The following is a 22756-nucleotide window of genomic DNA, read 5'->3' on the forward strand; positions in this document are numbered from 1 at the left end:
GGTCGCTCCCGGCCGTCCTACCCCACCTCTCGCCGAGCCCCAACGTGCGCGCGCCCGCCGCCGCCGCTTGCGCTGGCGGCCCGGGAGGGACTCGAACCCCCGACCTTGGCTTTAGGAAAGCCCTGCTCTATCCGGCTGAGCTACCGGGCCGCAGCGCCGGCGGGTGGTAGCGCATGCGCCGGCGTTTGGGAACGGCGGCGTGGGCGGGCCGGGTCCAAACGAAAACGCCCGGCCGTTCGGCCGGGCGTTTCGCGTTTCGCGGGGCGAAGGGCTCAGGCCGCGACGGCCGAGGTCTTCACCAGCGACTTGTTGAGCATGGCGATGGCCGCCTCGCGGTCGATGCGCTCGATCGCGGCGACTTCGCGCGCCATGCGGTCGAGGGCGCTCTCGTAGAGCTGGCGCTCGGAGTAGGATTGCTCGGGCTGGTTCTCGGCGCGGTGCAGATCGCGCACGACCTCGGCGATGGAGATCAGGTCGCCCGAGTTGATCTTGGCCTCGTACTCCTGGGCGCGGCGCGACCACATGGTGCGCTTCACGCGGGCGCGGCCCTTCAGGGTGGTCAGCGCCTTGGAGACCACGCCGGTCTCGGCCAGCGGACGCAGGCCGGCCGTCTTGGCCTTCGCCGTGGGCACGCGCAGCGTCATCTTCTCGTGGTCGAACGTGATGACGTAGACCTCGAGCTTCAGACCGGCGACTTCCTGGGTCTCGATCCCCTGAACCTGACCCACGCCGTGGGCCGGATAGACGACGTGATCGCCGACCTGGAACTCCGTACCGCTCTTGCTCATCAGCAACCTCTCATTCCATCCGCGGCTGGTCCGCGGCGCTACAGCCGAGCTTCCGGATACGGGACAAAACCACCTCGTCCGCGGGATCGTTCGCGGCGGCGTCGTCACTGTGAAAACGGAAACTGACCTCTTAAGACACCCTTCGCCCTGTCCGGCGCAGCCGGCGGCTCGTTCTTGATTAGCAGACGACGCGGGCGAAGCCTTTCGTGTCGCGTCGATGACGACATTAACACAAAAGACAACCGAATGAAAGGGTTGGGCCGCCCCCCGGGAGCACGGGTCCGGGACGGGCTAGGACCCGCGGCCAGGCTTCTCGGAGAAGTATTTTTCGAACTTTCCGGTCTCGCGCTCGAAAGCTTCCGCATCAGAGGGGGGATCGCCCTTAACCGTGATGTTCGGCCAGACCCGCGAGTATTCGGAGTTGATGCGCAGCCACTTCCCGTCGGGATCGTCTTCGGTGTCGGGCTTGATGGCGTCGACGGGGCACTCGGGCTCGCAGACGCCGCAGTCGATGCACTCGTCCGGATTGATCGCCAGGAAGTTCTCGCCCTCGTAGAAGCAGTCCACGGGGCAGACCTCGACGCAGTCCATGAACTTACATTTGATGCAGGGATCCATCACGATGTAGGTCATGGCGCGCGCAGTACTCCGGCAGCCCGTTCGCGGGGCGCGGGTTTTTCACGGCGCGAGGGGCGGATGTCAATGCCGCCGCCTCCGAGGATTTCTGCAAGCCGGCCCAGCCCCGCGCCGCCTGGCCAGACGTCTCGGCGAAGTCGGCCTCCCTGCCTCTCGACGTAACCGGGCTCAGCCCTGCTCCAGCGGCGAGTAGAGGGTCCGCGCCTCGGCGGCCGGGCCGCGGCGGTCGCCCATGGCCTCGACGCGCACGGCCACCAGCCGCCCGCCCAGCGCGAACACCAGCTGGTCGCCCACCTTCACCGGGCGCGCGGGCTTGTCGAGGCGGTGCTCGGCCTGGCCGGCCCGGCCGAGCCGCACGCGGCCCTCGTCGATGAACCGCGCCGCCAGCGAGCGGGTCTTGAAGAAGCGGGCGCGCCAGAGCCACACGTCGGCGCGGCAGGCGTCGGGCTCGCTCATGCCTTCGCCGCGCGCGGCCGCCGGCGGCGGCGGCGCGGCGGCGGCGGCCGCTCCTTCAGCGCCGCGAGCGCCGCGAAGGGCGAGTGCGGGCGGTCGGCTGGCTGGGCCGCCGGGGCGCGCTCGGCGCGCCGCCGCCACGCCACGGGCTCGTCCCCGGCCGGCCGGTTCACCGGCGTGAACCCGAGGCCCCGCAGCAGCGTCTGCGCCTCAGGCGCGCTCCACCCCAGCTCGGCGCGCGCCTCGTCGGTCAGCAGCACGCCGCCGCCGCGGATCGGTCCGGCGCGGAGCAGCTCTTCGGCGCGCTCCAGCTGCAGCACCGGCGCGGCCAGCCCACGCACGGCGCGCAGGCCGTGGGCGGCGAGCACGCGCGGCCCCGGCGCCGGGGCGGGCAGGCGGCTGACGGCGTCCGGATCTGGCCGCCAGCCTGCGCTCTCGCGCTGCACCAGCGCCTGGGCCAGCGCCCGGGCTTCCGGCTTCAGCAACGCGGGCAGGAAGATCGAGAACGCCCCGATCCGCACGCCCAGGCTCCGCAGCATGCGCCGCTCCACGGGGCTGAGGGCGCGGACGTCGGCCTGCACCTCGGCGCGGTCGATCAGGCCGCCGGCCTCGATCAGCCGGTAGGCGAGCCCCCGCGCCAGCCCGCGGACCTTCCCGTCGGCGACGGCGGTCTCGAGGCGGCGCAGCGCGCCCAGCCGGCGGCCCGCCTCGGCCGCCACGAACGCCTCGAGCCGGCGCGTGGCCCGCTGGCGCGCCGCGTCGGGCCCGCCTTCGCCCAGAAGCCGAACCCGCGGCGCGAACGGCTGGCCGCCGCTGATCGCCCCCACCACCTGCCCGCGCCAGGCGAGGGCGCCGTCCGGCAGGAGCGCGAACGCCTCGTCCGGCTCGGCGGCGAGCTGTCCCAGCCGCCGGGCGATCTCGGGCGCCACCGCGTGCTGGGCGGCGGCGCGCAGCGCCTTCTCCTCCAGAACGGTGGAGCCGGGGGCGGGCTCGAACGTCACGCCGGACAGGCGGCCGACGAAGTGGCCCTCGACGGTCACCGCGCCGTCGGCGGCGACGCCGGCCAGCATCTCCTCGCGCACCCGCAGGCCGCGCATCAGCGCGCTGGTCCGCCGGTCCACGAACCGCGCCATCAGCTTCTCGTGGAGCGTGTCGGAGAGCCGGTCCTCCAGCGCGCGCGTACGGCCCTGCCACTCCGCCGGGTCGGCCAGCCAGTCGGGCCGGTTGGCCACGTAGGCCAGCGTGCGGACCGAGGCCAGGCGGGCGGCCAGGGTGTCGATCTCGCCCTCGCTGACGTTGAGCTGTTCGTACTGCCGCGCGATCCAGTCGTCGCCGATCCGCCGCCGGCGCTCGGTGAGCTGCAGGAAGAAGGTCTTCACCAGCGCGAAGTGCTCCTCGGCCGCGACCTTCCGGAAGTCGGGCGTCTGGCAGACGTCCCAGAGCCGCGCCAGGTTGGTGCGGTCGCGCGCGCGGGTCTGCACCACCTCGTCGCCCGCCAGCGCCTTCAGCGTGCTCTCGTCCAGCGCCTCGGCGGCCAGGGACAGGCCCGGCCGCTCCGGCGGCTTCGCCAGCGACGCGAGCAGTCCCGGCAGCGATCCGAAGTCCAGCCGCGCGTTGCGCCAATCGGCGCCGGCCACGGGCTCGAAGCTGTGGCCCTCCACGGCCTCCACGAGGTCCGGGTCCATGTCCTCGGCCTCGCCGGTGACGCCGAAGGTCCCGTTGGTCTGGTAGCGGCCCGCGCGGCCGGCGATCTGGCCGATCTCCTGCGGATGCAGGAACCGCGTGCGACGGCCGTCGAACTTGCGCAGCCCCGCGAAGGCCACGTGGTCGACGTCCATGTTCAGGCCCATGCCGATGGCGTCGGTCGCGACCAGGAAGTCCACCTCGCCGGACTGGTAGAGGGCGACCTGGGCGTTCCGGGTCCGGGGGCTGAGCGAGCCCATGACCACGGCCGCGCCGCCCCGCTGGCGGCGGATCAGCTCGGCGATGGCGTAGACCTGGTCGGCCGAGAAGGCGACGACCGCCGAGCGCCGGGGGAGGCGGGTGAGCTTCTTGGACCCTGCGTAGGTGAGCTGCGAGAAGCGGTCGCGGGTCTGGATCTCGGCGTGCGGCAGCAGCCGGCGCACCAGGGGCGCCATGGTCCCGGCGCCCAGCAGCATGGTCTCGGCCTTGCCGCGGGCGTGCAGCAGGCGGTGGGTGAAGACATGGCCGCGCTCGGGGTCGGCGCAGAGCTGGATCTCGTCGACGGCCAGGAACTCCACCTCGACGGACAGCGGCATCGCCTCGACGGTGCACACGTAGTACTGCGGCCGGGGCGGGACGATCTTCTCCTCGCCGGTGATCAGCGCCACGCAACGCGGCCCGCGCGCCTTGACGATGCGATCGTAGATTTCCCGCGCCAGCAGCCGCAGCGGCAGGCCGATCATCCCCGACGCGTGGCCCAGCATCCGCTCGACGGCCAGGTGCGTCTTGCCGGTGTTGGTCGGCCCCAGGACGGCCACCAGCCGCGAGGGCGCGGCGCCAGAGGGGCGATCACTCATGGCCCTAAGTTGGGTTCCGATGGAGAGTCGGGCAAGCGCCGCCGCGGCGGGGACGGTGCGGTCACGCTGGGCGCCTTGCGCTTGGGCAACGCGGGAACTCCGACAGGGCCCTCGGGATGACGCGCAGTCCCCCGCCTTCGTTCCGCCGGGCCATGCAGCATTTCTGCACAGTAACTATGCGGAAGCGCTGATTGAGGGGGTCCGGCGTGTCGCATATCCAGAGTGTCGAACGTCCTAGGGGCGTAAGAGCAAGAACAAGGACCCCTCCCCATGTCCGCCTCCGCCGAAGTCATCGAAGGCGTCTACCGCGTCGTCGCCACAAGCGACGCGCCGCGTCGCCAGTCGCCGAACCGCCGCCGCGCGGTGCTCCGCGTGGCCTTCTGGCACTCGGCGCTCCTGATCGCCCTCGTGGCCACGCCGCTGGTCCTCTAGCCACGGAGACAGCGTCGCGCCCGCAGGCGCGTTCGACGCAAATTCGTTGCGCGTGGTCCGGGCGACGCTAGGGTCGCCGGCTTCCGTTCCGGGGAGCCACGCAATGATCGACCGCCGCCAGCTTCTGCTCGCCGCCCTTGCGGCGGGCGCCGCGCCCCGGGCCGCCTTTGCCCTGGACGGCGAGGGCGTCAGCGATCCGCGGCTGGCGAAGCTGCTCGACGCCTTCGTCGAGGAGATCCTGGTCGAGCAGCCCGAGACCGCCACCAGCATCGGCAAGGACAAGGGCCCGCGCGCGCCCCTGAAGCGCCGGCTGGACGAGCGCTCGGGCGACGCCCGGACCAAGGCGCTGGCCGCCTACGCCGACCGGGCCAAGCGCCTGAAGGCGATCCCCCGCGCCAGCCTGACCGGCCGCGACCTGACGACCTACGACACCGTCCTCTACGCCCAGGAGGTCGGAGCGGAGGGCGGCCGCTTCGCCTACGGCCGCGACTACGCCAACCCCTACGCGGTCAGCCAGCAGGACGGCGTGGTCGCCAACATCGGCGAATTCCTGAACTCGCAGCACCTGATCGAGACGCGCGAGGACGCCGAGGCCTACGTGGCCCGACTCGAGCAGGTGGGAAGCCGGCTCGACCAGGAGACCGACCGCATCCGCGCCGCGGCGGCGAAGGGCGTCGTGCTGCCCGATTTCCTGCTGGCCACGACGCTGAAGCAGGCCGCGGAGCTGCGCGGCCAGGGGGCGGGCGAAACCCGGCTGGTCTCGTCGCTGGCGGACCGCGCGGCGGCCAAGGGCCTGAGCGGCGAATGGCGGGCCCGTGCGACGGCAATCGTGTCGGGGCAGGTGTTCCCGGCGCTGGAGCGGCAGATCGCCATGCTTCGGGCGCAGGCGCCGCGGGCCACGAAGGACGCCGGCGTCTGGAAGTTCCCGGACGGGGCCGACTACTACCGCTGGAGCCTCAAGTACAACACGACCACCGACCTGACGCCGTCCGACGTCCATCGGACGGGCCTCGACCAGGGCGCCGAGATCGACGCCAGGATGGACGAGATCCTCCGGTCCCAGGGCTACGCCCAGGGCACGGTGGGCCAGCGGATGGGCGCGCTGACCCGCGATCCGAAGTGGGTCTTCCCCAACACCGAGGCCGGGAAGCGCGAGGTCATCGCGTACATCGAAGGCAGTATCGCCGCGATCCGCCCGCTCGTGCCGCGGTTCTCGAAGCTGAGCCTGAAGGCCCCGGTGGAGGTGCGCGCGGTGCCCCGCGAGATCGAGGCGGGCGCCTCGCTGGGCTACATGAACTACGCGGCCCTCGATGGCTCGCGGCCGGCGATCTACTACGTGAACCTCAGCGATACGGCGAACTGGCCGAAGTACACCCTGGCGAGCCTTTCCATGCACGAGGCGATCCCCGGGCACGCGTGGCAGGGCGCCTACCTGGCGGAACGCTCCGGCGAGATCCACACCATCGCCTCGCTGATGAACTTCGGGGCCTACATCGAGGGCTGGGCGCTCTACGCCGAGCAGCTCGCCGATGAGCTCGGGCTCTACGCCGAGGACCCCATGGGCCGGCTGGGCTACCTGCAGGCGCTGCGCTTCCGGGCCGCGCGGCTCGTGGTCGATACGGGTCTTCACGACAAGCGCTGGACGCGCGAGCACGCCATCCGTTGGCTGGCCGATGCGACGGGGCGCTCGCTGGGCGCCTGCACGAGCGAGGTCGACCGCTACTGCGCCAGCCCCGGCCAGGCCTGCGCCTACAAGACCGGCCACAACGAGATCGTCCGCCTGCGCGACAAGGCGCGCGCGGCGCTCGGCCCCCGCTTCGACGTCCGCGACTTCAACGACGCCGTGGTGGCGACCGGAGGCTGCCCGCTGTCCGTCCTCGAGACGGTCATCGACCGACAGGGAGCGGGCGCTGGCGTGGCGTGATCGATGGCGCCGACAGCCTGCACAGGCTGATCGAGCTCACCGGGTCGGCTTGGCCGTGGTGCGCCGGCGTTGAGGGGCGGCCGCCCGCATCCGGAAGCGCTGGGCCGAGGCCGCGTGCGGCGCGCCCCGGCTACATCCGGTCCGGGACCGCGATTCCCAGGAGATCCAGTGCGAGCTCGAGCTGGCGAAGCGTGGCCGAGGCCAGGGTGAGGCGGCTGCCGCGGGTGGCCGCGTCGGGCGCCTGCAGGATCGGGCAGGCGGCGTAGAACTTCGAATAGGCCTGCGCCAGGCGGTAGGCGTGCTCGGCCAGGATGTTGGGCGCCTTCCTGTCGTAGGCGTCGGCCAGCGCCGTCTCGAAGGCGTCCAGCGACATCACAAGGTCGCGCTCGGTGGGTTGGCCGACGGCGACGGGGCCGGCCTGCACGGACTCGCCGGCGGCGCGCCGCAGCAGGCTCTTCACGCGGACGGCCTGGTAGAGCAGGTACGGGCCGGTCTTGCCCTCGAAGCTCGAGAAGCGGTCCAGGTCGAAGACGTAGCTGGTGCCGCGGAAGTTCTGCAGGTCCGCGAACTTGAGGGCGGCCACGGCCACCTTCCCGGCGATGTCCTCGAACTCGGCTTCGGAGACGTCCTCGCCGAGGCCGGCCTCGTTCAGCCGCTCGCGCGCCTTGGCGCGGGTCATCTCGATGAGGTCGTTCAACTTCAAAACACCGCCTTCGCGGGTCTTGAAGGGCTTGCCGTCCGGACCGTTCATGGTGCCGAACCCAACGTGCTCCAGCTGGCCCTCGGCGGCGTAGCCCGCCAGGCAGGCGGCCCGGAAGACGATCTCGAAGTGATCGGCCTGCCGCTGGTCGACGCAGTAGATCACCTGGTCGAAGCCGAAGCCCTGCTTGCGGTCGAGGATGGTGGCGAGGTCGGTGGTGCCGTACATGGCCGACCCCTCGGAAGACACCACGAGCAGGGGCGGCAACTCTCGCTTGTCGCCCTCGCGGGCCACCCGGATGATCCGCGCGCCCTGGTCGTCCACCAGCAGGCCCTTGGCGTCGAGGTCGGCGACCATCGGCGCGATGAGGTGATCGACGTCGCTCTCGCCCTTCCACCAGTCGAAGTCCACGCCCAGGGCATGGAAATCGCGCTCGAGCGCCACCTGGGTGACGTCGTGGAACTGCCGCCACAGGAGGTAGCAGCCGGGCTTGTGGGCCTGCAGGTCGGCGGTGAGCTTGCGGGCCCGGTCGCGGTAGGCGGGGTCTTCCTTCCCCCGCGCCGCCGCCATGGGGTAGAGGCGGTCCAGATCGGCCAGGGTGATGCCGCGGAACGCCTCCGGGATCTCCGCCCCGGGATCGCCCGAGGCATTGAGCTGTTCGACCAGGGCGGCGATCCCGGCGTTCTCGTCGCAGACGGCGCCGATCAGCAGCCCCATCTGGTAGCCCCAGTCGCCGAAGTGGGCGTCCCCGACGACCTCGTCGCCGCGGAAGCGGTAGAGGCGCTTCAGGCTCTCGCCGATGATCGAGGCGCGCAGGTGGCCCACGTGCATGGGCTTGGCCACGTTGGGGCCGCCGTAGTCGACGATCACGCGGCGCGGGTGAGCCACGGTCCCGGCGCCGGCCCGCGGGTCCTCGGCGATGGCGTCGGCGCGGGCCGACAGCGCCCCATCGGCCACCTTCAGGTTGATGAAGCCGGGGCCGGCGATCTCGACGCCGGCCAGACGGGGATCGGCCTTCAGGCGGTCCGCCACGGCTGACGCGATGTCGCGGGGGTTGCGGCCCAGGCGCTTGGCCGCCGCCAGGGCGCCGTTGGACTGGAAGTCGGCCAGGTCGGGCCGGTCCGAGGCGGTGACCCGGGCAAGGTCGGCAGGCACGCCTTCGGCGGCGAAGGCGGCGGCCACCGCTTCGCCCAAGGCGGTCTTGAGGTCGCTCATGGGGTCTGCTGGGCGCTCGCGGTCTGGCCGACGTTCACCCGGAAGCGCTTGCCGTCACGGTTGAAGGCCGCCATCTGGGGCGTGACGTCGAAGCCCACGAGGACTTCGAAGTTCGAGCCCGAGACGGCGATGCCGGCGCGCGGAATGGTGATCGAGGCGATGGTCTCGGTGACGTAGACGCGGTCCTCGCCCTCGGGGAACGTCACGGGCAGGTCGAACGTCTCCTTGGCGATCACGTCGCGGTTCCGGTCGGTGACTGCCACCCAGTACTTGAAGGTCTTCTGCCGGCCCTCGGCCTGGGGGCCTTTGCCGAGCTCGAAGAGGACCTCCATGGTCACCTCGATCGGCTGTTCGTCCTTGTAGGAACAGCCGGCGGAGATGCCCTGGATCTCGCCCGAGAAGCCGACGGCCGAGGAGGCCTCGCGGCCGTCCTTGAACTCGACGTACCGGGCCGCGTCGTAGAGCGACTTCACGAACGGGCAGGGGCCGGCGTTGCGCAGCTGCGGCAGCGGCGCCTGGACGTCGCCCCACTCCTCGCGCTGACGCCGCTTCTTGGCGGCCTCCTCCTGCTGCTTGCGGGCTTGTTCCTCGGGGTCGCGGCGGCCTTGCGCGAAGGAAGCGGCCGGGGCGGCGGTGAAGGCCGCCAGAACGGCGGCGGCGAGGAGCATCTGGCGGCGCATGGAGGCGTCCAATCGTCAGTCCCGCGCCGGGGCGCGCGGGGATCAGGGGCTAAGTACAGCGGGAACAATGCGGCGGCAACGCGGCTGCGGCGCCGTCGCCGCCTCACGTCGCCCGCGAGGCGGCGTCGCGGCGGAACAGGAGGGCCGCCAGCAGCCAGCCCGCGGTGAACACGGCCGTCGCGGCCAGCACCTCCGGCGCCCAGGCCGGGGCCCCGGTGAGCGCGGCCACGACGGGCGCGGCGACCTGGACGCCCGCGGCGACGGCCAGGGTCCGGGCAAGGCCCGCGGGCCGAAGCCGCGACAGCGCGGCCCCGGCCAGGATCACGGCCGGGATGGCCAGGTAGAGCCGGTTGGCGGCCAGGTCCTCGCTGCCGATCACGCCGACCGCGCCGTTGACCGCCGTCAGGAGGACCACGAGGCCGAGGGTGAGCGCCGCGCCGATCCGGTAGCCGAGGCTGGACCCCGCGCGCACGGTCAGCTCGACGCCGAGGGCGGCGAGCAGGAGGAGGCCGCCCAGGACCGCGAAGTCGAACGGCGTCCAGGCGACCTGGTCGGTGACCTGCATCGCCACGAGCGGGGCGAGGAGGATCAGCGTCCCGCCGCCCCAGACCGCCAGCCGCCACCGGCCGCCGCCTAGTTCCGCCCTGATCTCCATGCTCGGTTCCTCACGCACGCCGGAAGGTGCGCACTCTGCCATGCGGCGGCCCGGACCGTATGCGCGCCGGATGGAGAAAGCGTGCAGGCGCGGCGGCGCTGGCGGATCGGGGTCCGGCGCACTAGGTTCCGCGCCATGTCCGCGCCGCGCTCCCTGACCGTCCTCCTCGCCAGCCCGCGGGGGTTCTGCGCCGGGGTGGACCGGGCCATCCAGATCGTGGAGCGGGCGATCGGCAAGTACGGCGCGCCCGTCTATGTGCGCCACGAGATCGTGCACAACCGCCACGTGGTCGAGCGGCTGAAGGCGCTGGGCGCGGTGTTCGTGGAGGAGCTGTCCGAGTGCCCCGCCGACCGGCCGGTGGTGTTTTCCGCCCACGGGGTGCCGAAGTCGGTGCCGGCCGAAGCGAAGGCGCGGGCGATGCTCTACCTCGACGCCACCTGCCCCCTGGTCTCGAAGGTGCACGTGGAGGCGCAGCGGCATTTCGACGCCGGCCGTGAGATCGTGCTGATCGGACACGCCGGCCATCCTGAGGTGGTGGGAACGATGGGCCAGCTGCCCGAGGGGGCCGTGGCCCTCATCGAGACCGTGGAGGACGCCCGCGCCTTCCAGCCGCGCGATCCGGGCAACGTGGCCTTCGTGACCCAGACGACCCTGTCGGTGGACGACACCAGCGAGATCGTGGCGGCGCTGCGCGCCCGGTTTCCCGACATCGCGGCGCCGCACAAGGAGGACATCTGCTACGCCACCACCAACCGGCAGGAGGCGGTCAAGGCGATCGCGGCGCGCTCCGAGGTGCTGCTGGTGATCGGCAGCGCGAACTCCTCGAACTCGGTGCGGCTGGCGGAAGTGGGGCGGCGCGCGGGCGCCCGCGCCTACCTGATCGACGACGCCTCGGCGCTGGACCTGGCCTGGCTGGACGGCGTGCGGACCGTGGGCGTCACGGCGGGCGCCTCGGCGCCGGAAGTGCTGGTGCAGGGCGTGATCGACAGGCTGGCCGCGGCGTTCGAGGTCAGCCTCGAGGAGGCCGCCGCGGCCCGCGAGACGGTGACGTTCAAGCTGCCGCGGGCGGTGGCTTAGGCGCGGAGAGGACCGATCGTCCGAGGGACCAACCAGTCCCGCAGTTGATCGATTGTCGTTTCGCCCCGCGCGACGCCGAGCATGATCTCCGTGGCGTCATCGGGCGTCGCGACGAGAACGACGCCGTTGTCTGCCAGAAACTGACCCAGGGCGATGAACGCCACCCGCTTGTTGCCATCGATGAAGGGGTGGTTCGACGCGATGGCGACCGCGTAGGTCGCTGCCAGGGCGAGACTATCCAGCGAGTTCTCGTAGTGGAATCGCTGCTGAGGCCGAGACAGCGCCGACGCGAGAAAGGCCGGCGTCGCGCAAACCGAAAGCGCCCCCGCTGGCGGCCACGATGTCCTGGTAGAGGGCCAGGATGAGCGCCTCATCCAGCCAGACAGGCTCGGACACGGCTACTTGGCCAGCGCCTGGAACGTCTTGTCATACCGCTTCAGAAACGCGCGGCCTCGGGCCCTTCTCGCCTCGAACGACATGTCCAGGCGTCCGATCGTGAGCTGGCCTTCTGCCGAGACCTCGAATCCCACATCCTGGCCTGGAACGGCTCCGAGCAGTTCCTGTGCCTCGGCGTTGAGCAGGATGGCGAGACCCTTCTCGGTCTCCTCGATCTTCAGGACGATCATCAGGCCTCCGAAATCTCACTCTAGCATGGGCTAGGTCCGTCGTCTCTCGTGGGGCGCGCTTGACCCGACCGCCGACCTGCCGCACTCCCCGCGCCATGGCGGTCTATACCGACGTCACCGACGAAGAGCTCGCGGGGCTGCTGGCCGATTTTGACATCGGCCAGGCGACGGCGTTCAAGGGCATCGCCGAGGGGGTGTCGAACTCGAACTTCCTGCTCGAGACGGACCGGGGCCGCTACATCCTGACCGTCTACGAGGCGCGCACCAACCCCGACGACCTGCCGTTCTTCCTCGAGCTGATGCGCTGGCTGGCGCGTCACGGCTACCCGTCGGCCGAGCCCGTGGCCGACCGCGAGGGGCGGCTCGTCAGGCGCGTGCGCGGCAAGCCCTGCGCCATCATCGGCTTCCTGGCGGGGCTCTCCGTGCGGCGGCCGACCGTGGCGCACTGCCGCGAGGCGGGGATCGGCCTGGCCGATCTGCACCTGGCCGGGAACGGCTTCCCGATGCGCCGGGACAACGACCTGGGCCAGCCGGCGTGGGCGGGCATGTTCGCCGACCTCCACGGCGACGCCGAGACGCTGAAGCCCGGCCTGGCGGCGACCATCGACGCCGACCTCGCCTCGCTGGCCGCGCGCTGGCCCAGGGGGCTGCCGCAGGGCGTGATCCACGCCGACTACTTCCCCGACAACGTGTTCTTCACCGCAGGCCGGTTCGCCGGGGCGATCGACTTCTATTTCGCCTGCACCGACGCGCTGGCCTACGACGTGGCGGTGGCGCTGAACGCCTGGTGCTTCGAGGCCGACGGCAGCTTCAACATCACCTCGGCCCGGGCGCTGCTGGCCGGCTACGAGAGCCGGCGGCCGCTGTTGGACGCCGAACGGGCGGCGCTGCCGGTGATGGCGCACGGCGCGGCGATGCGCTTCTTCCTGACCCGGCTGCAGGACTGGCATTCCACGCCGGCCGGGGCGCTGGTGAAGGCCAAGGACCCTCTGGAGTACGAGCGCAAGCTGGCGGTGCATCGCGCCTCGCCCGACCTGGTGCTCTTCGGCGCGCCCGCATGACGCCGGGCGTGGTGATCTACACCGACGGCGCCTGCTCGGGGAATCCGGGCCCGGGCGGCTGGGGGGCGATCCTGATCCACGGGACGACCGAGAAGGAGCTCTCGGGCGGGGAGCTGTCGACCACGAACAACCGGATGGAGCTGATGGCGGCGATCCAGGCGCTGGAGGCGCTGAAGCGTCCCTGCCAGGTGGAGCTGCACACCGACAGCCAGTACGTCCAGAAGGGCATCCACGAGTGGATCCACAGCTGGAAGCGGCGCGGCTGGAAGACCGCCGACAACAAGCCGGTCAAGAACGACGACCTCTGGCGGCGCCTTGACGAAGCGCGGCTGCGACACGACGTGAAGTGGCGGTGGGTCAAGGGCCACGCCGGCCACGAGCTCAACGAGCGGGCGGATGCGCTCGCTCGGCGGGGCTTGAAGGACACGGTCGAGGCCTCGGCGGGCTGATCGTTCAATCTTGAACTTTCTCGGTCCGGCCGTACGCTCGCCGTGTGATTCGGGGAGCACGGTATGGTCGCCGTCATCGAGGAACATCCGGAAGTCCAGGTCTTCGACGAGATCAGCCTGATCGAGCACGGCGTGCGCACGGCCATCACCCGCGCGCTGCCGGTGGGCCTGAGCTATCCGCAGTACGAGGTGCTGAACCTGATCGCGCGGCGCGGGGAGGACCTGACCCCGGCGCAGATTTCCGACGCGCTGAAGATGACGCCCGGCGCGATCACCAATACGCTGCAGCGGCTCGAGGCGACGCAGCTCATCTCGGTGGAGCCCTGCCCGCGGGACCGCCGGCGCAAGCGGGTGCGGCTCACCGCGGGCGGGCGCGAGGCCTACAACCGCGCCATGGCCGCCATCCGGCCCAAGGTGGAGAAGCTCCGCGAGGGCTTCACGCAGAAGGAGTTCCGTGAGGCGCTGCCGTTCCTGCGGGCGCTGCGGGTCTGGATGAACGAGCTGGCGTGAGGAGCCCTTCCGTGTGCCGCGTTGAGTGACCCGCGCGTCCTGACCTTCCGCTGTCCCCCGGAGCTCGCGGCGCTTCTGCCGCCGCCGGTGGCGGCCGCCCAGGGGCTGCCCGACTGGATCCGCACGATGCCGGCGCAGGCGTTCTCGGCGCTGGCGGGCGAGCCGGCGGACACGGTGAAGCGCTGCCCGCCGTTCCTGGACGCCATGACCGGCGGTTTCCTGATCCCCCTGTGGTGCGACGTTCGCGTCGAGGCGGGCGAGTTCGAGTGGGACGTGGAGCTTCCGGCCGGCTCGGTGGACTTCCCCCGGGCGCCGATCGCCATGCACGAGCCCGGCAACGTGGCGGGGACGCCGCTGTTCGACGAGGACCGGGCGGCGATCAAGTTCCACAACCAGTGGACCATCGAGGCGCCCGAGGGCTACGCGCTGCTGTTCACGCATCCGGTCAACCGCTTCGACCTGCCGTTCACGACCCTGACCGGGCTGGTCGACTGCGACCGCTACCGCGACGCCTGGATCCACTTCCCGGCGGTCTGGCGCGACCCCGAGTTCCGCGGCGTCCTGCGCAAGGGCACGCCGGTGGCGCAGGTGTTCCCGGTGCGGCGCGAAGCCTGGACCGCGCGGACCGAGGTGATGACGGCCGACGACGGCGCGCGAGCCCAGGCGCTGCTGGCCGAGGTGCGCCGCGAGGGCGGCGTCTATCGCCGGCGATTCAGGGCGTAGGGTCAGACTCAACAGCGATTTGCATACCTTCCGACCGTCCCGGCGAATGCCGGGACCCAGGTCCACGCACGAGATCTTGGAGGGGCTCCGGACCCACGGAACCCGCATCCGAGCCATTCCATCTGGATCCCGGCCTTCGCCGGGATGACAGGGTCTTGAGGCCGGACCCTAGCCCGTCGCCAGATGCCGCGCGGCGGCGCTGGGGCGGAGGAACGCGCGGCCGCGCGGCGTGGCGGCGAGCGCGGCCGCGGCGAGGGCGGCCGGCTGGTCGCCGGCGCGGGCCACCCTGCGCAGCTCGGCTTCGCCTGCGGCGCGGTCGCCCGTCTCCAGCAGGCACTTGGCGAGCGCGATGCGCAGCAGCAGGTCCGACGGGTGGGCGCGGAGCGCGAGGCGGTAGAGGTCAGCCGCCTGGGCGTGCTCGCCCTGCAGCGCCAGGGTGCGGGCCAGCCCGATGACCGCGTCGGGACGCTCCGGCGCCGCGGCGCGCACCGCCTCGAACAGCCGGCGGGCGGCGGCGCGGTCGTTCTGGTCCAGCCGGACGTGGCCGAGCCCCACCTTCAGGACCAGGGCGTCGGGGACGAGGGCCAGGCCCTCCTCGAAGACCGTGGCGGCCTCGTCGAGACGTCCCCGGTTGCGCAGCAGGTCTCCCAGTTCGAGGAAGGCGACGGGGTAGGCGGGGCGGCGGGTCACGGCCTCGCGCAGGCGCGCCGCCGCCTCGTCGGCCCGGCCCAGGTCCAGGAGGGCGCGGCCTAGCAGGGTCTCCACGGCGGGATCGCCCGTGCGCCGGGCGACCGGGGCCAGGGCGCCGAGCGCGGCCTCCGGCCGGCCCTGCCGGAGCACCGCCTGGCCGAAGAGCTGGGCGGCGCGCACATGGCCGCGGTTCGACTTCAGCACGTAGCCCGCGAGATGCTCGGCGTCGGCCAGCCGCCCCTCGGCCAGCGCCGCCATGGCGCCCTGCAGCGCCTGGTCGATGGTCGCCGGCCGCGGCGGCGGGGCAGGGGCGCCGGGGGCGGGGCTCACGCGGCGGCTAGTCCCGCGCCTCGGCGTACATCTTCACCAGCCGGTAGCTGAACTCGCGCCCTTCCATCAGCGACTGGACGCGGATGTTCTCGTTCAGGCCGTGGATGCGGCCGAGGTCGGGCTCGTAGAAGATGCCGGAGACGCCGTAGGTGGGGATGCCGACGGCGATCAGGGCCGGCGCATCGGTGCCGCCGGCCTGGAGGATCGGCACCACCGGGACGCCGGGCCACATCTGCTGCGACACCTTCTCGATCGGGCCCAGGACCTGGGGCGTCAGCGGCGGGGCGCCCACGTCGCTGCGGGCCGGGTTGGCGGGCGGGGCGATGACGGCGACCTGCGGGTCGGCCACGGCCTGGGCCAGCGCCTCGCGGACGCCGGCCGCCGTGTCGCCGGGGAACAGGCGGCAGTTGACCGTGACGGTGGCGCGCTGGGGCAGCGCGTTCGCCGCATGCCCGCCCGACAGCATGGTGGGGATGCAGGTGGTGCCCAGGATGGCGTTGTGGTTGGCGTCGCGGCTCAGCACGGCGCGCGCGGCAGGGTCGGTGGGGTTGGCGACGATGGCGGCCATGGCGGCGCCCATCTCGCCCCCGGTCACCTTGGACATCCGCGTGAAGTAGGCGCGGGTGGTGTCGTTGAGCTGGACGGGGAACTGGTGCTGCGACAGCCGGTCGATGGCGCGGGAAAGGCGGTAGATGGCGTTCTCGGGCACGGGCCGCGAGGAGTGGCCGCCGGGGTTCGTCACCTCCAGCCGGTAGCTGACCGAGCGCTTCTCGCCGGCCTGGATGTTGTGCACCACGCGCTTGCCGGCCGCGTCGAGGCCGCCGCCCGCGCCCTCGTTGAGCGCGAACGCCGCGTCGATCAGCTCGCGACGGTTCTGGGCCAGCCAGAGGGCCCCGTTGACGTGGCCGCCGCCCTCCTCGCCGCAGGTGAGCGCGACCTTGACGCCCCGACGCGGCTGGTAGCCCTCGCGCTTGAAGCGCACGAGCAGGTCGGTCCAGATCGCCGCCTGGGCTTTGTCGTCCGAGGCGCCGCGCCCGTAGAAGTAGCCGTTCTCCTCGACCAGCTTGAACGGGTCGCGCTCCCAGTCCTCGCGCCTGGCTTCGACGACGTCGATGTGGGCCAGCAGCAGGATGGCCTTGGCCTTGGGGTCCTTGCCCGGAAGCACGGCCACCAGGCCGCCGTCCTTGGGCCGGCCCTCGGGGGCGAACACCGTGAGCTGGCTGTCGGCGAAGCCCGCCGCCTTCAGCCGGTCGGCCATGCGCTGGGCCGCCAGGGTGCAGTCGCCCGCGGAGAAGGTGGTGTTGGTCTCGACGAGCTCCTTGTAGAGGGCGCGGAACTCGGCCTCGCCGGTGTCCACGGGCGTCTTCGCCGTGGCGACGCCGGCAAGCAGGGTGGACGCGGCGAGCGTGGCGGCGAACCTCAGCATCGCAATCCCCTCCCAGCAACGGGGCGGACTGTATTCACCGCCGCCCGGCCGCCGCAAGCGCCGCGCCTGGAGCGCTGACCGAGCGCCTTGATTTCCAACCTTGTCATCCCGGTTTCGCCGCAGGCGAAGACCGGGATCCATAGACGCCGCGTCTCAGGCCGACCCGGGCGGCGCCGCCGCGCCACGACCTCGGCCATCAGGCGCGTATGGGTCCCGGTGTTCCGCTGCGCGGAAACCGGGATGACAGCCGAAGGGTGAGCGCCTTGTTTTCCCACCTTGTCATCCCCGTTTCGCCGTCGGCGAAGACCGGGATCCATAAACGCCGCGCTTCAGGCCGACCCCGGTGGCGCCGCCGCGCCACGACCTTGGCCATCAGGCGCGTATGGGTCGCGGTGTTCCGCTGCGCGGAAACCGGGATGACAGCCGAAGGGTGAGCGCCTTGTTTTCCAACCTTGTCATCCCGGTTTCGCCGCCGGCGAAGACCGGGATCCATAAGCGCCGCGTCTCAGGCTGACCCCCGGCGGCGGCGCCGCGCCACGACCTCGGCCATCAGGCGCGTATGGGTCCCGGTGTTCCGCTGCGCGGAAACCGGGATGACAGCCGAAGGGTGAGCGCTTCACCTTGTCGTCCGGCAGGCGACGACGCACACCCGTCGCCCGGCCACAGCCGCCGTTCAGGCCGCCACGGCGGCGGTGAGTTCCTGAGCGAGGCGGCCGCTCATGCCTTCGGTGGAGGTGTTGGTCATCAGGACGAAGCTGGTGTCGCCGGCCACGAACCAGGTGTGGCCATAGACCCCGCCCCACAGCCAGGCGCCGTCCGGCAGCGGCGTTCCGTTGGCGGCGCGATCGACGACCACGGCGCCGCCGAACCCGAAGCCCATCCCCGGTCCCGAGGTGACGATCGCGTGGGTCCCGGTCTGGTTGGTCCGCATCGCCGCGGCGGTCTCGGCGGAGACGATCGGCGCGCCCCCCTGGCGGATGGTCTCGAGGAAGGTGATGAAGTCGGGCGCCGAGCAGGCCATGCCCGCGCCGCCGCTGGGGAACGAGCCGGGGTCGAAGATGCGGTCGGGCGCAAAGCGAATGCCCGAGAGCTCGGCGAACGGGACGACGTGCGTCTCGCCCATCGGCTGCGGCGGGGGCCCGTCGGCGTAGGCCCGCGCCAGGCGCGCGCGGTCGGCGACGTGGAAGCCGGTGTCGGACATGCCGAGCTTGTCGGTGACGCGCTCGGCGACCACCGCGCCGAGGCTCTTGCCGGCCGCCTTCTCCATCGCGGCGCCGAGCACGTCCATGCTCACCGAGTAGAGCCAGGCCGCGCCCGGCGGGAAGAAGAGGCCGGCCTCGGTGATCCGCGCGAGGTTCTCGGCGAAGGAGAGGCCCGGCTGGTCCATGCCGTCGGAGACCCGTATCTGCAGGTAGGGGCCGCCCTCGGGCTGCATGAAGCCGTAGGACAGGCCCGCCGTGTGGGTGAGCAGCTGGCGGATGGTGATCGGCGCGGCCTGCCCGTCCCACTTGGGCTGGAAGTCGGGCAGGTACTTGGTGACGGCGTCGTCCAGGCCCATGACGCCGGACTCCACCAGGCTGAGCGCCGCGGCCGTGACGATGGGCTTGGTGAGCGACGAGGCGCGGAAGATGGCGTCGCGCGTCATCGCCCGGCCGGCCTCCACGTCGGCCTGGCCGGCGGCGCGGGCGTAGGCGAGGACGCCGCCGCGGGCGACCAGGCAGACCCCGCCCGCGAGCCGGCCCTCGGACAGCGCCGCGTCGATCAGGGGATCGAGGCGGGCGGCGAGTGCGGCGTCGGGCTTCTCGGCGAGCTGGGCCATGTGGGATCCTTCGGGTTATGGCGAAGCCAACCCAACGGGCCGCCCCAGCGTTAGTCAATCCGAAGGAGGCTTGCGATGTCCGACGCCCTGCACGTGGTCTGCCCGCACTGCGACGCGGCCAACCGGCTTCCCGCCGCCCGCCTGGCCCAACGCGGCAAGTGCGGGAAGTGCGGCCAGGCGCTGTTCACCGGCGAGCCGGTGGCGCTCACGGCTGCGCGCTTCGACAGGCACGTGACCCGCAGCGACCTGCCGGTGATCGTCGACTTCTGGGCGGTGTGGTGCGGACCCTGCCGCGCCATCGCGCCGATCTTCGCGCGCGCCGCGGCCGAGCTGGAGCCGCGGGCTCGCTTCGTGAAGGTCGACGTGGACGCCAACCCCGAGCTGGCCGCGCGCTACCGCGTCCAGGGCATCCCCGCGCTGTTCTGCTTCAAGGACGGCCAGGTCGCGGCCCAGCAGGCGGGCCTCTCCGACCCCGGCCTGTTCCGCCGCTGGGTGGACCAGTTCGCGCCGCAGGCCGCGTAGGCTCGGGGCGTCGCCTACCTCCCCCGCGAAGCGGCGGGAGGGGGACCGCTCGCCGAGGCGCAGCCGAAGAGCGAGTGGTGGAGGGGGCGAGCCGCCGGCATTGCGGAACGATCGGCCGTGTTGGGCTCAGCGGATGAGGCTCGCCCCCTCCACCCCCCGCTCTCCGGCCGGCTCGCGCCGGCCTCGGCGGGCGGTCCCCCTCCCGCCGTCGCTGCCGCGACGGGGGAGGTAAGGGCAACTTCCCACCCCCGCTGATCCTCTTGGAGCCGGACGGCCAACGTCCGGTTTTCGACTCGAAGCCAAGTTCCGCTTCCGACCCATATCGGACGGCTGGAACATCGTGAGGACTCCTCTCCCAAGCGCGGCAGCGCTGTGGGAGAGGCCGGGAGAGGGCGGCGCGGCTGGACGGGCCGAAGACGCCGCGTGGGACCCGGTCGCAGGTCAGGGGCGGAAAGCGCCTGATTCCGCTCGACGCCGCTCGATGTGACGCCCACGTCGGCTGGGGTCGGACTCGCGACAGGCGCTCAGGATGCGCCAGCTTGACCGGTCGAGATCCTGGAGCACGGCGGCGTTACCGAAGCGAAGCACGAGCAGGCCCTTCCCCCGCAGATAGGCGTCGCGGCGGTCGTCGTAGACCGTGCGCTCGGCATGCACGCCGCCGTCCAGTTCGACCACGACCGCAGCCTCGAGGCACAGGAAGTCGACGATGAAGGGACCGACGACGGCTTGGCGACGCCACTTCCAGCCGTCCATCCGGCCGCCGCGCAGGGCCTCCCAGAGGCGGGCCTCGGCTTCGGTCTGCTCGCGTCGGAGCCGGCGGGCCCGATCCCGCCGCAGCTTGGCGGTGACGGACATGACCTTGCCCACAGGCGTCGCCTCCTGGTCCAACGGCGGCGCGGCGCGCGCAGCTCAGCGCCGCCCTCTCCCGGCCTCTCCCACGGCGCTGCCGCGCCTGGGAGAGGAGGAGCGGAACAATATCGGAACATCCAGAGCGGCGGCAAGCCGTTTCAACGCCCGCAATCCACCCCTCGCTGACGTTCGGGACGCCCGCTACGGCGTCGTCTCGAATTCCAGCACAAGCTCTAAGGCGCGGGCTTGGCCGGCGTGGACGACGGCTGGTTGCCCTGCCGCGCGGCGGCCAGGATGCTGGTCAGCGCGTAGTTCCCCTCGTGGCAGGCGTACTCGAAGATGCGTCCGGGCGCCGGCGTCAGGACGGCCTCGCCCCGCCACGGCCGGCTGTAGAGGGCCGGATCCTCCACCGTGAAGGCATAGTGGATCTCGGCCGGGCCGGTGCGGGTGAAGCGCTCGACCACCACGGCGGCGTCCGACAGGAACACGTCGTCGGTCCGGCGCGTGACGCCCGGGCGGAATCCCCGCGTGACCACCACGAGCGTGTCGCCCTCCCAGCGACCCCGCGAGTCGCCGAACCAGCCGGGCTTCGCGGTGGGCGCGGCGGGCCCCAGCCTGACGATGCGGACGTCGTGGTAGCGCTCGGCCACCAGGGCGATCTCGTCGCGGGTCTGCACGATCTGGATGAGGTTGGCGTCCTGCTCGGCGATGAGCGGCGCCCCGGCGTTGCCGGCGGTGAGGCACCGCTCGTTCTCGGGCCGCTGCTCCACGTGATCGTAGGACCAGCGGCGGTAGTGCTTGCGGATGCCGAGCCGGGCCATGCCCTCGTCGCTGTAGGGCAGCTGGCCGTCCTCGGGGTCGACGATGACGGAGCTGCGGATCTCGCCGCGCACGCGCATCAGGCCCGTGCCCACCTCGGGGAACTCGGACTGGGCCTGGCCCACCGGGTCGTTCGGGACATTGACCCCGCCGGTGGGCGCCAGGCGAGCCTCCCAGGCGCGCGCCTCGTCCGGCGGGACGACGAGGGTCTTCAGCTCGCGCGGCCGCTCGAACTCGGTGTAGGTGCCGTTGGTCCAGGTCCCGTCCAGGTCGGGATGGCCGTGGCGGGTGCGCGGCGGGCGATAGCGCGGCTGCGCCGCGGCCGGGCCGGCGAGGGCGGCGGCCAGCGCCGGGACCAGAAGCTGACGTCGGTGAATCAAGATCGCCTCCCCGCTGAAGCTTCAGCCTCGCGCAGGATGCGCTACGGCCGCAACGGCTGCGATGGATGCGGACGTCAGGCGGCCCGCGCCTGTTCGGCGTCGCGGCGGATGCGGGCCACCATCGAGGCAAGGCCGTTGGAGCGCTGCGAGGAGAGGGCGCCCGAGAGGCCCAGCTTGTCGAACGCCGCCCGCGCGTCGAAGGCCAGGATCTCGGAGGGGCTGCGGCCGGAATAGAGGCGCAGCAGGATGGCGATGAGGCCCCGTACGATGTGGGCGTCGGAATCGCCCCGGAAGCGCAGGGTCCCGTCGGCCTGCGGCTCGGTGACGAGCCAGACCTGGCTGGCGCAGCCGCGGACCTTGGTCTCGTCGCTGCGCTCGGCGTCCGAGAGCGGGGCCAGGTCCTTGCCCATCTCGATCACGTAGCGGTACCGCTCCTCCCAGTCGCCCAGGAGGTCGAACTCGTCGGCGAGTTCGGAAAGGGCGTCGTCGATGGCGGCCATGTGCGCGGCAGTTAAGGGGCCCGGGGCCGCGGCGCAACCTCAGCCGGCCGGGAGGCGCACCATGGCGCTGAGGCCGCGGCCGGGTTGCGAGGCGAGCTTGAGCCGCCCGCCCATGGCCCGGCACGTCAGGTCGGCGATCGGCAGGCCAAGCCCCGCGCCCTCGGACTTTCGCGTCAGCGCGTTCTCCCCCTGCTCGAAGGGCGCCATCAGCCGGTGGATCTCGGCGGCGTCGACCCCGTCGCCCTCGTCGCAGATCCGGATCTCGACCATGTCGGCGATGCGCGCGGTCGAGACGCGCACGACCCCGCCCTCGGGGGAGAAGGCGATGGCGTTGTGCAGCAGCTGCGAGAGCACCTGGCGCAGGCCCCGATGGTCGGCCATGACCGAAGGCAGCGCCTCGGGCTGCGCGACCTCCAGCGTCACGCCCCGCGCCGCCATCTCGGCGGAGAGGGCCGGAAGCACGTCCTCGAGCGCGGTCTCCAGAGGCTCGACCGCCGGGTCGAAGTCGATCGTGCGCCCTTCCAGGCGGGCGATCTCGAGAACCTGGTTGACCAGCTTCAGCAGCCGCTGGCCGCTCTGGTGGATGATCTCGGCATATTCCTTGTACTGCGGAGCCCCGAGAGGCCCATACAGTTCCGCATTGAGAATTTCCGAGAAGCCGAGGATCGAGTTCAGAGGCGTGCGAAGCTCATGACTCACCACGCGCAGGAACGATCGCTTCTGCTCGTCCATGGCCGCTTCGAGGCGGGCGCGGGCGCGAACGCGGGCGGGGATGTCGGCCGTTTCAGCCATCGAACGGCGATGCGCCTGGTGGTCAGTCGAGGCCCGCAACTTCGCCCAAGGCGTTTACGAAAGTCTTGCGGGAACGGCGTTGTCCCGGCGGCCCTCGTGCGAATCTGCGTCCGCGGCTACTTTCGCGGGCCGGACCTGACGGGGCCGTATAGGGTCAGGG

Annotated in this window: 24 protein-coding genes and 1 tRNA gene; 8 read left to right on the top strand and 17 right to left on the bottom strand. The window is 72.0% G+C overall.

All coding sequences use genetic code 11. The features are described from left to right. Positions 1–73: 73 nt before the first annotated feature. The 5 genes from AC2D8W_RS09645 to AC2D8W_RS09665 all read right to left on the bottom strand — a co-directional run bounded on the left by AC2D8W_RS09645 (position 74) and on the right by AC2D8W_RS09665 (position 4417). Positions 74–150, bottom strand: a tRNA-Arg gene (locus AC2D8W_RS09645). A gap of 122 nt (positions 151–272) precedes the next feature. Then, entirely contained in the window at positions 273–788 is a 516-nt protein-coding gene (locus tag AC2D8W_RS09650) for a CarD family transcriptional regulator (RefSeq protein ID WP_293481391.1), read from the bottom strand. 291 nt (positions 789–1079) lie between these two features. Further along, complete coding sequence (gene fdxA / locus AC2D8W_RS09655; protein WP_293481390.1) at positions 1080–1421, bottom strand: ferredoxin FdxA; 342 nt, start codon at positions 1419–1421, stop codon at positions 1080–1082. Positions 1422–1592: 171 nt separating this feature from the next. Further along, the gene (locus AC2D8W_RS09660) at positions 1593–1880 is read right to left on the bottom strand and encodes an RNA-binding S4 domain-containing protein (protein ID WP_484671357.1); all 288 of its coding nucleotides are present in this window, start codon (positions 1878–1880) and stop codon (positions 1593–1595) included. After that, on the bottom strand, positions 1877–4417 hold the full coding sequence (locus AC2D8W_RS09665) for a helicase-related protein (protein WP_484671358.1): 2541 nt from the start codon (positions 4415–4417) through the stop codon (positions 1877–1879). The genes AC2D8W_RS09660 and AC2D8W_RS09665 overlap by 4 nt, the downstream gene beginning before the upstream one ends. Positions 4418–4687: 270 nt before the next feature. Between AC2D8W_RS09665 and AC2D8W_RS09670 the strand changes: the two genes are divergently transcribed. Together AC2D8W_RS09670 and AC2D8W_RS09675 are read left to right on the top strand one after the other, a co-directional pair. Continuing rightward, positions 4688–4849 carry a hypothetical protein gene (locus tag AC2D8W_RS09670; protein WP_293481387.1) on the top strand — a complete coding sequence of 54 codons (162 nt, stop codon included), beginning with the start codon at positions 4688–4690 and terminating at the stop codon, positions 4847–4849. A 103-nt stretch (positions 4850–4952) separates the two neighbouring features. Beyond that, positions 4953–6773 (top strand): DUF885 domain-containing protein, encoded by a 1821-nt coding sequence (locus AC2D8W_RS09675; RefSeq protein ID WP_484671359.1) that lies wholly within the window; start codon positions 4953–4955, stop codon positions 6771–6773. Positions 6774–6903: 130 nt separating this feature from the next. Here AC2D8W_RS09675 and argS read toward each other — a convergent pair whose 3' ends face one another. The 3 genes from argS to AC2D8W_RS09690 form a co-directional block, all read right to left on the bottom strand. Next, positions 6904–8688 carry an arginine--tRNA ligase gene (argS, locus tag AC2D8W_RS09680; RefSeq protein WP_484671360.1) on the bottom strand — a complete coding sequence of 595 codons (1785 nt, stop codon included), beginning with the start codon at positions 8686–8688 and terminating at the stop codon, positions 6904–6906. Continuing rightward, the gene (locus tag AC2D8W_RS09685) at positions 8685–9368 is read right to left on the bottom strand and encodes a Tat pathway signal sequence domain protein (protein WP_293481294.1); all 684 of its coding nucleotides are present in this window, start codon (positions 9366–9368) and stop codon (positions 8685–8687) included. Before AC2D8W_RS09685 ends, argS begins: the two co-directional genes overlap by 4 nt. Before the next feature lie 103 nt (positions 9369–9471). Beyond that, entirely contained in the window at positions 9472–10023 is a 552-nt protein-coding gene (locus AC2D8W_RS09690; RefSeq protein ID WP_484671361.1) for a hypothetical protein, read from the bottom strand. A 135-nt stretch (positions 10024–10158) separates the two neighbouring features. On the opposite strand from AC2D8W_RS09690, the gene ispH reads away from it, so the two are divergent. Then, the gene (ispH, locus tag AC2D8W_RS09695; RefSeq protein WP_484671362.1) at positions 10159–11100 is read left to right on the top strand and encodes a 4-hydroxy-3-methylbut-2-enyl diphosphate reductase; all 942 of its coding nucleotides are present in this window, start codon (positions 10159–10161) and stop codon (positions 11098–11100) included. Here the strand turns inward: ispH and AC2D8W_RS09700 are convergent. Together AC2D8W_RS09700 and AC2D8W_RS09705 are read right to left on the bottom strand one after the other, a co-directional pair. Beyond that, complete coding sequence (locus AC2D8W_RS09700; protein ID WP_484671363.1) at positions 11097–11474, bottom strand: type II toxin-antitoxin system death-on-curing family toxin; 378 nt, start codon at positions 11472–11474, stop codon at positions 11097–11099. The two genes, ispH and AC2D8W_RS09700, sit on opposite strands and share 4 nt — an antisense overlap. A gap of 24 nt (positions 11475–11498) precedes the next feature. Continuing rightward, positions 11499–11726 (bottom strand): hypothetical protein, encoded by a 228-nt coding sequence (locus tag AC2D8W_RS09705; RefSeq protein WP_293481290.1) that lies wholly within the window; start codon positions 11724–11726, stop codon positions 11499–11501. 95 nt (positions 11727–11821) lie between these two features. Between AC2D8W_RS09705 and thrB the strand changes: the two genes are divergently transcribed. The 4 genes from thrB to AC2D8W_RS09725 all read left to right on the top strand — a co-directional run bounded on the left by thrB (position 11822) and on the right by AC2D8W_RS09725 (position 14469). Then, positions 11822–12787: a homoserine kinase gene (gene thrB / locus AC2D8W_RS09710; RefSeq protein WP_484671364.1), complete on the top strand. Its 966-nt coding sequence runs from the start codon at positions 11822–11824 to the stop codon at positions 12785–12787. Next, positions 12784–13236 carry a ribonuclease HI gene (rnhA, locus tag AC2D8W_RS09715; RefSeq protein ID WP_293481288.1) on the top strand — a complete coding sequence of 151 codons (453 nt, stop codon included), beginning with the start codon at positions 12784–12786 and terminating at the stop codon, positions 13234–13236. Before thrB ends, rnhA begins: the two co-directional genes overlap by 4 nt. Before the next feature lie 63 nt (positions 13237–13299). Continuing rightward, the gene (locus tag AC2D8W_RS09720) at positions 13300–13746 is read left to right on the top strand and encodes a MarR family winged helix-turn-helix transcriptional regulator (protein ID WP_484671365.1); all 447 of its coding nucleotides are present in this window, start codon (positions 13300–13302) and stop codon (positions 13744–13746) included. Positions 13747–13767: 21 nt separating this feature from the next. Continuing rightward, entirely contained in the window at positions 13768–14469 is a 702-nt protein-coding gene (locus AC2D8W_RS09725) for a hypothetical protein (protein WP_293481286.1), read from the top strand. A 168-nt stretch (positions 14470–14637) separates the two neighbouring features. Here the strand turns inward: AC2D8W_RS09725 and AC2D8W_RS09730 are convergent, their stop codons facing one another. The 3 genes from AC2D8W_RS09730 to AC2D8W_RS09740 all read right to left on the bottom strand — a co-directional run bounded on the left by AC2D8W_RS09730 (position 14638) and on the right by AC2D8W_RS09740 (position 18734). Continuing rightward, positions 14638–15489: a tetratricopeptide repeat protein gene (locus AC2D8W_RS09730; RefSeq protein WP_484671366.1), complete on the bottom strand. Its 852-nt coding sequence runs from the start codon at positions 15487–15489 to the stop codon at positions 14638–14640. Positions 15490–15496: 7 nt separating this feature from the next. Then, positions 15497–16915 carry a M20/M25/M40 family metallo-hydrolase gene (locus tag AC2D8W_RS09735; protein ID WP_484671367.1) on the bottom strand — a complete coding sequence of 473 codons (1419 nt, stop codon included), beginning with the start codon at positions 16913–16915 and terminating at the stop codon, positions 15497–15499. Between the two features lie 673 nt (positions 16916–17588). Beyond that, on the bottom strand, positions 17589–18734 hold the full coding sequence (locus AC2D8W_RS09740; protein ID WP_484671368.1) for a serine hydrolase domain-containing protein: 1146 nt from the start codon (positions 18732–18734) through the stop codon (positions 17589–17591). A gap of 75 nt (positions 18735–18809) precedes the next feature. On the opposite strand from AC2D8W_RS09740, the gene trxC reads away from it, so the two are divergent. Continuing rightward, entirely contained in the window at positions 18810–19256 is a 447-nt protein-coding gene (gene trxC / locus AC2D8W_RS09745) for a thioredoxin TrxC (protein WP_484671369.1), read from the top strand. Positions 19257–19697: 441 nt separating this feature from the next. Here the strand turns inward: trxC and AC2D8W_RS09750 are convergent, their stop codons facing one another. The 4 genes from AC2D8W_RS09750 to AC2D8W_RS09765 form a co-directional block, all read right to left on the bottom strand. Further along, positions 19698–20123: an endonuclease domain-containing protein gene (locus tag AC2D8W_RS09750; RefSeq protein WP_484671370.1), complete on the bottom strand. Its 426-nt coding sequence runs from the start codon at positions 20121–20123 to the stop codon at positions 19698–19700. 215 nt (positions 20124–20338) lie between these two features. Continuing rightward, complete coding sequence (locus AC2D8W_RS09755; protein WP_484671371.1) at positions 20339–21304, bottom strand: hypothetical protein; 966 nt, start codon at positions 21302–21304, stop codon at positions 20339–20341. Positions 21305–21378: 74 nt separating this feature from the next. Then, on the bottom strand, positions 21379–21804 hold the full coding sequence (locus AC2D8W_RS09760) for a SufE family protein (protein WP_484671372.1): 426 nt from the start codon (positions 21802–21804) through the stop codon (positions 21379–21381). A gap of 39 nt (positions 21805–21843) precedes the next feature. Further along, positions 21844–22596: a sensor histidine kinase gene (locus AC2D8W_RS09765; RefSeq protein ID WP_484671373.1), complete on the bottom strand. Its 753-nt coding sequence runs from the start codon at positions 22594–22596 to the stop codon at positions 21844–21846. Positions 22597–22756: the final 160 nt, after the last annotated feature.

The sequence above is a fragment of the Phenylobacterium sp. T106 genome (genome assembly GCF_057219735.1).

What these genes read in the sequence shown, in the direction of transcription:
- AC2D8W_RS09650 (WP_293481391.1), bottom strand. Translation starts at nt 788, where the DNA reads ATGAGCAAGAGCGGTACGGAGTTCCAGGTCGGCGATCACGTCGTCTAT.
- fdxA (WP_293481390.1), bottom strand. Translation starts at nt 1,421, where the DNA reads ATGACCTACATCGTGATGGATCCCTGCATCAAATGTAAGTTCATGGAC.
- AC2D8W_RS09660 (WP_484671357.1), bottom strand. Translation starts at nt 1,880, where the DNA reads ATGAGCGAGCCCGACGCCTGCCGCGCCGACGTGTGGCTCTGGCGCGCC.
- AC2D8W_RS09665 (WP_484671358.1), bottom strand. Translation starts at nt 4,417, where the DNA reads ATGAGTGATCGCCCCTCTGGCGCCGCGCCCTCGCGGCTGGTGGCCGTC.
- AC2D8W_RS09670 (WP_293481387.1), top strand. Translation starts at nt 4,688, where the DNA reads ATGTCCGCCTCCGCCGAAGTCATCGAAGGCGTCTACCGCGTCGTCGCC.
- AC2D8W_RS09675 (WP_484671359.1), top strand. Translation starts at nt 4,953, where the DNA reads ATGATCGACCGCCGCCAGCTTCTGCTCGCCGCCCTTGCGGCGGGCGCC.
- argS (WP_484671360.1), bottom strand. Translation starts at nt 8,688, where the DNA reads ATGAGCGACCTCAAGACCGCCTTGGGCGAAGCGGTGGCCGCCGCCTTC.
- AC2D8W_RS09685 (WP_293481294.1), bottom strand. Translation starts at nt 9,368, where the DNA reads ATGCGCCGCCAGATGCTCCTCGCCGCCGCCGTTCTGGCGGCCTTCACC.
- AC2D8W_RS09690 (WP_484671361.1), bottom strand. Translation starts at nt 10,023, where the DNA reads ATGGAGATCAGGGCGGAACTAGGCGGCGGCCGGTGGCGGCTGGCGGTC.
- ispH (WP_484671362.1), top strand. Translation starts at nt 10,159, where the DNA reads ATGTCCGCGCCGCGCTCCCTGACCGTCCTCCTCGCCAGCCCGCGGGGG.
- AC2D8W_RS09700 (WP_484671363.1), bottom strand. Translation starts at nt 11,474, where the DNA reads ATGAGGCGCTCATCCTGGCCCTCTACCAGGACATCGTGGCCGCCAGCG.
- AC2D8W_RS09705 (WP_293481290.1), bottom strand. Translation starts at nt 11,726, where the DNA reads ATGATCGTCCTGAAGATCGAGGAGACCGAGAAGGGTCTCGCCATCCTG.
- thrB (WP_484671364.1), top strand. Translation starts at nt 11,822, where the DNA reads ATGGCGGTCTATACCGACGTCACCGACGAAGAGCTCGCGGGGCTGCTG.
- rnhA (WP_293481288.1), top strand. Translation starts at nt 12,784, where the DNA reads ATGACGCCGGGCGTGGTGATCTACACCGACGGCGCCTGCTCGGGGAAT.
- AC2D8W_RS09720 (WP_484671365.1), top strand. Translation starts at nt 13,300, where the DNA reads ATGGTCGCCGTCATCGAGGAACATCCGGAAGTCCAGGTCTTCGACGAG.
- AC2D8W_RS09735 (WP_484671367.1), bottom strand. Translation starts at nt 16,915, where the DNA reads ATGCTGAGGTTCGCCGCCACGCTCGCCGCGTCCACCCTGCTTGCCGGC.
- AC2D8W_RS09740 (WP_484671368.1), bottom strand. Translation starts at nt 18,734, where the DNA reads ATGGCCCAGCTCGCCGAGAAGCCCGACGCCGCACTCGCCGCCCGCCTC.
- trxC (WP_484671369.1), top strand. Translation starts at nt 18,810, where the DNA reads ATGTCCGACGCCCTGCACGTGGTCTGCCCGCACTGCGACGCGGCCAAC.
- AC2D8W_RS09760 (WP_484671372.1), bottom strand. Translation starts at nt 21,804, where the DNA reads ATGGCCGCCATCGACGACGCCCTTTCCGAACTCGCCGACGAGTTCGAC.
- AC2D8W_RS09765 (WP_484671373.1), bottom strand. Translation starts at nt 22,596, where the DNA reads ATGGCTGAAACGGCCGACATCCCCGCCCGCGTTCGCGCCCGCGCCCGC.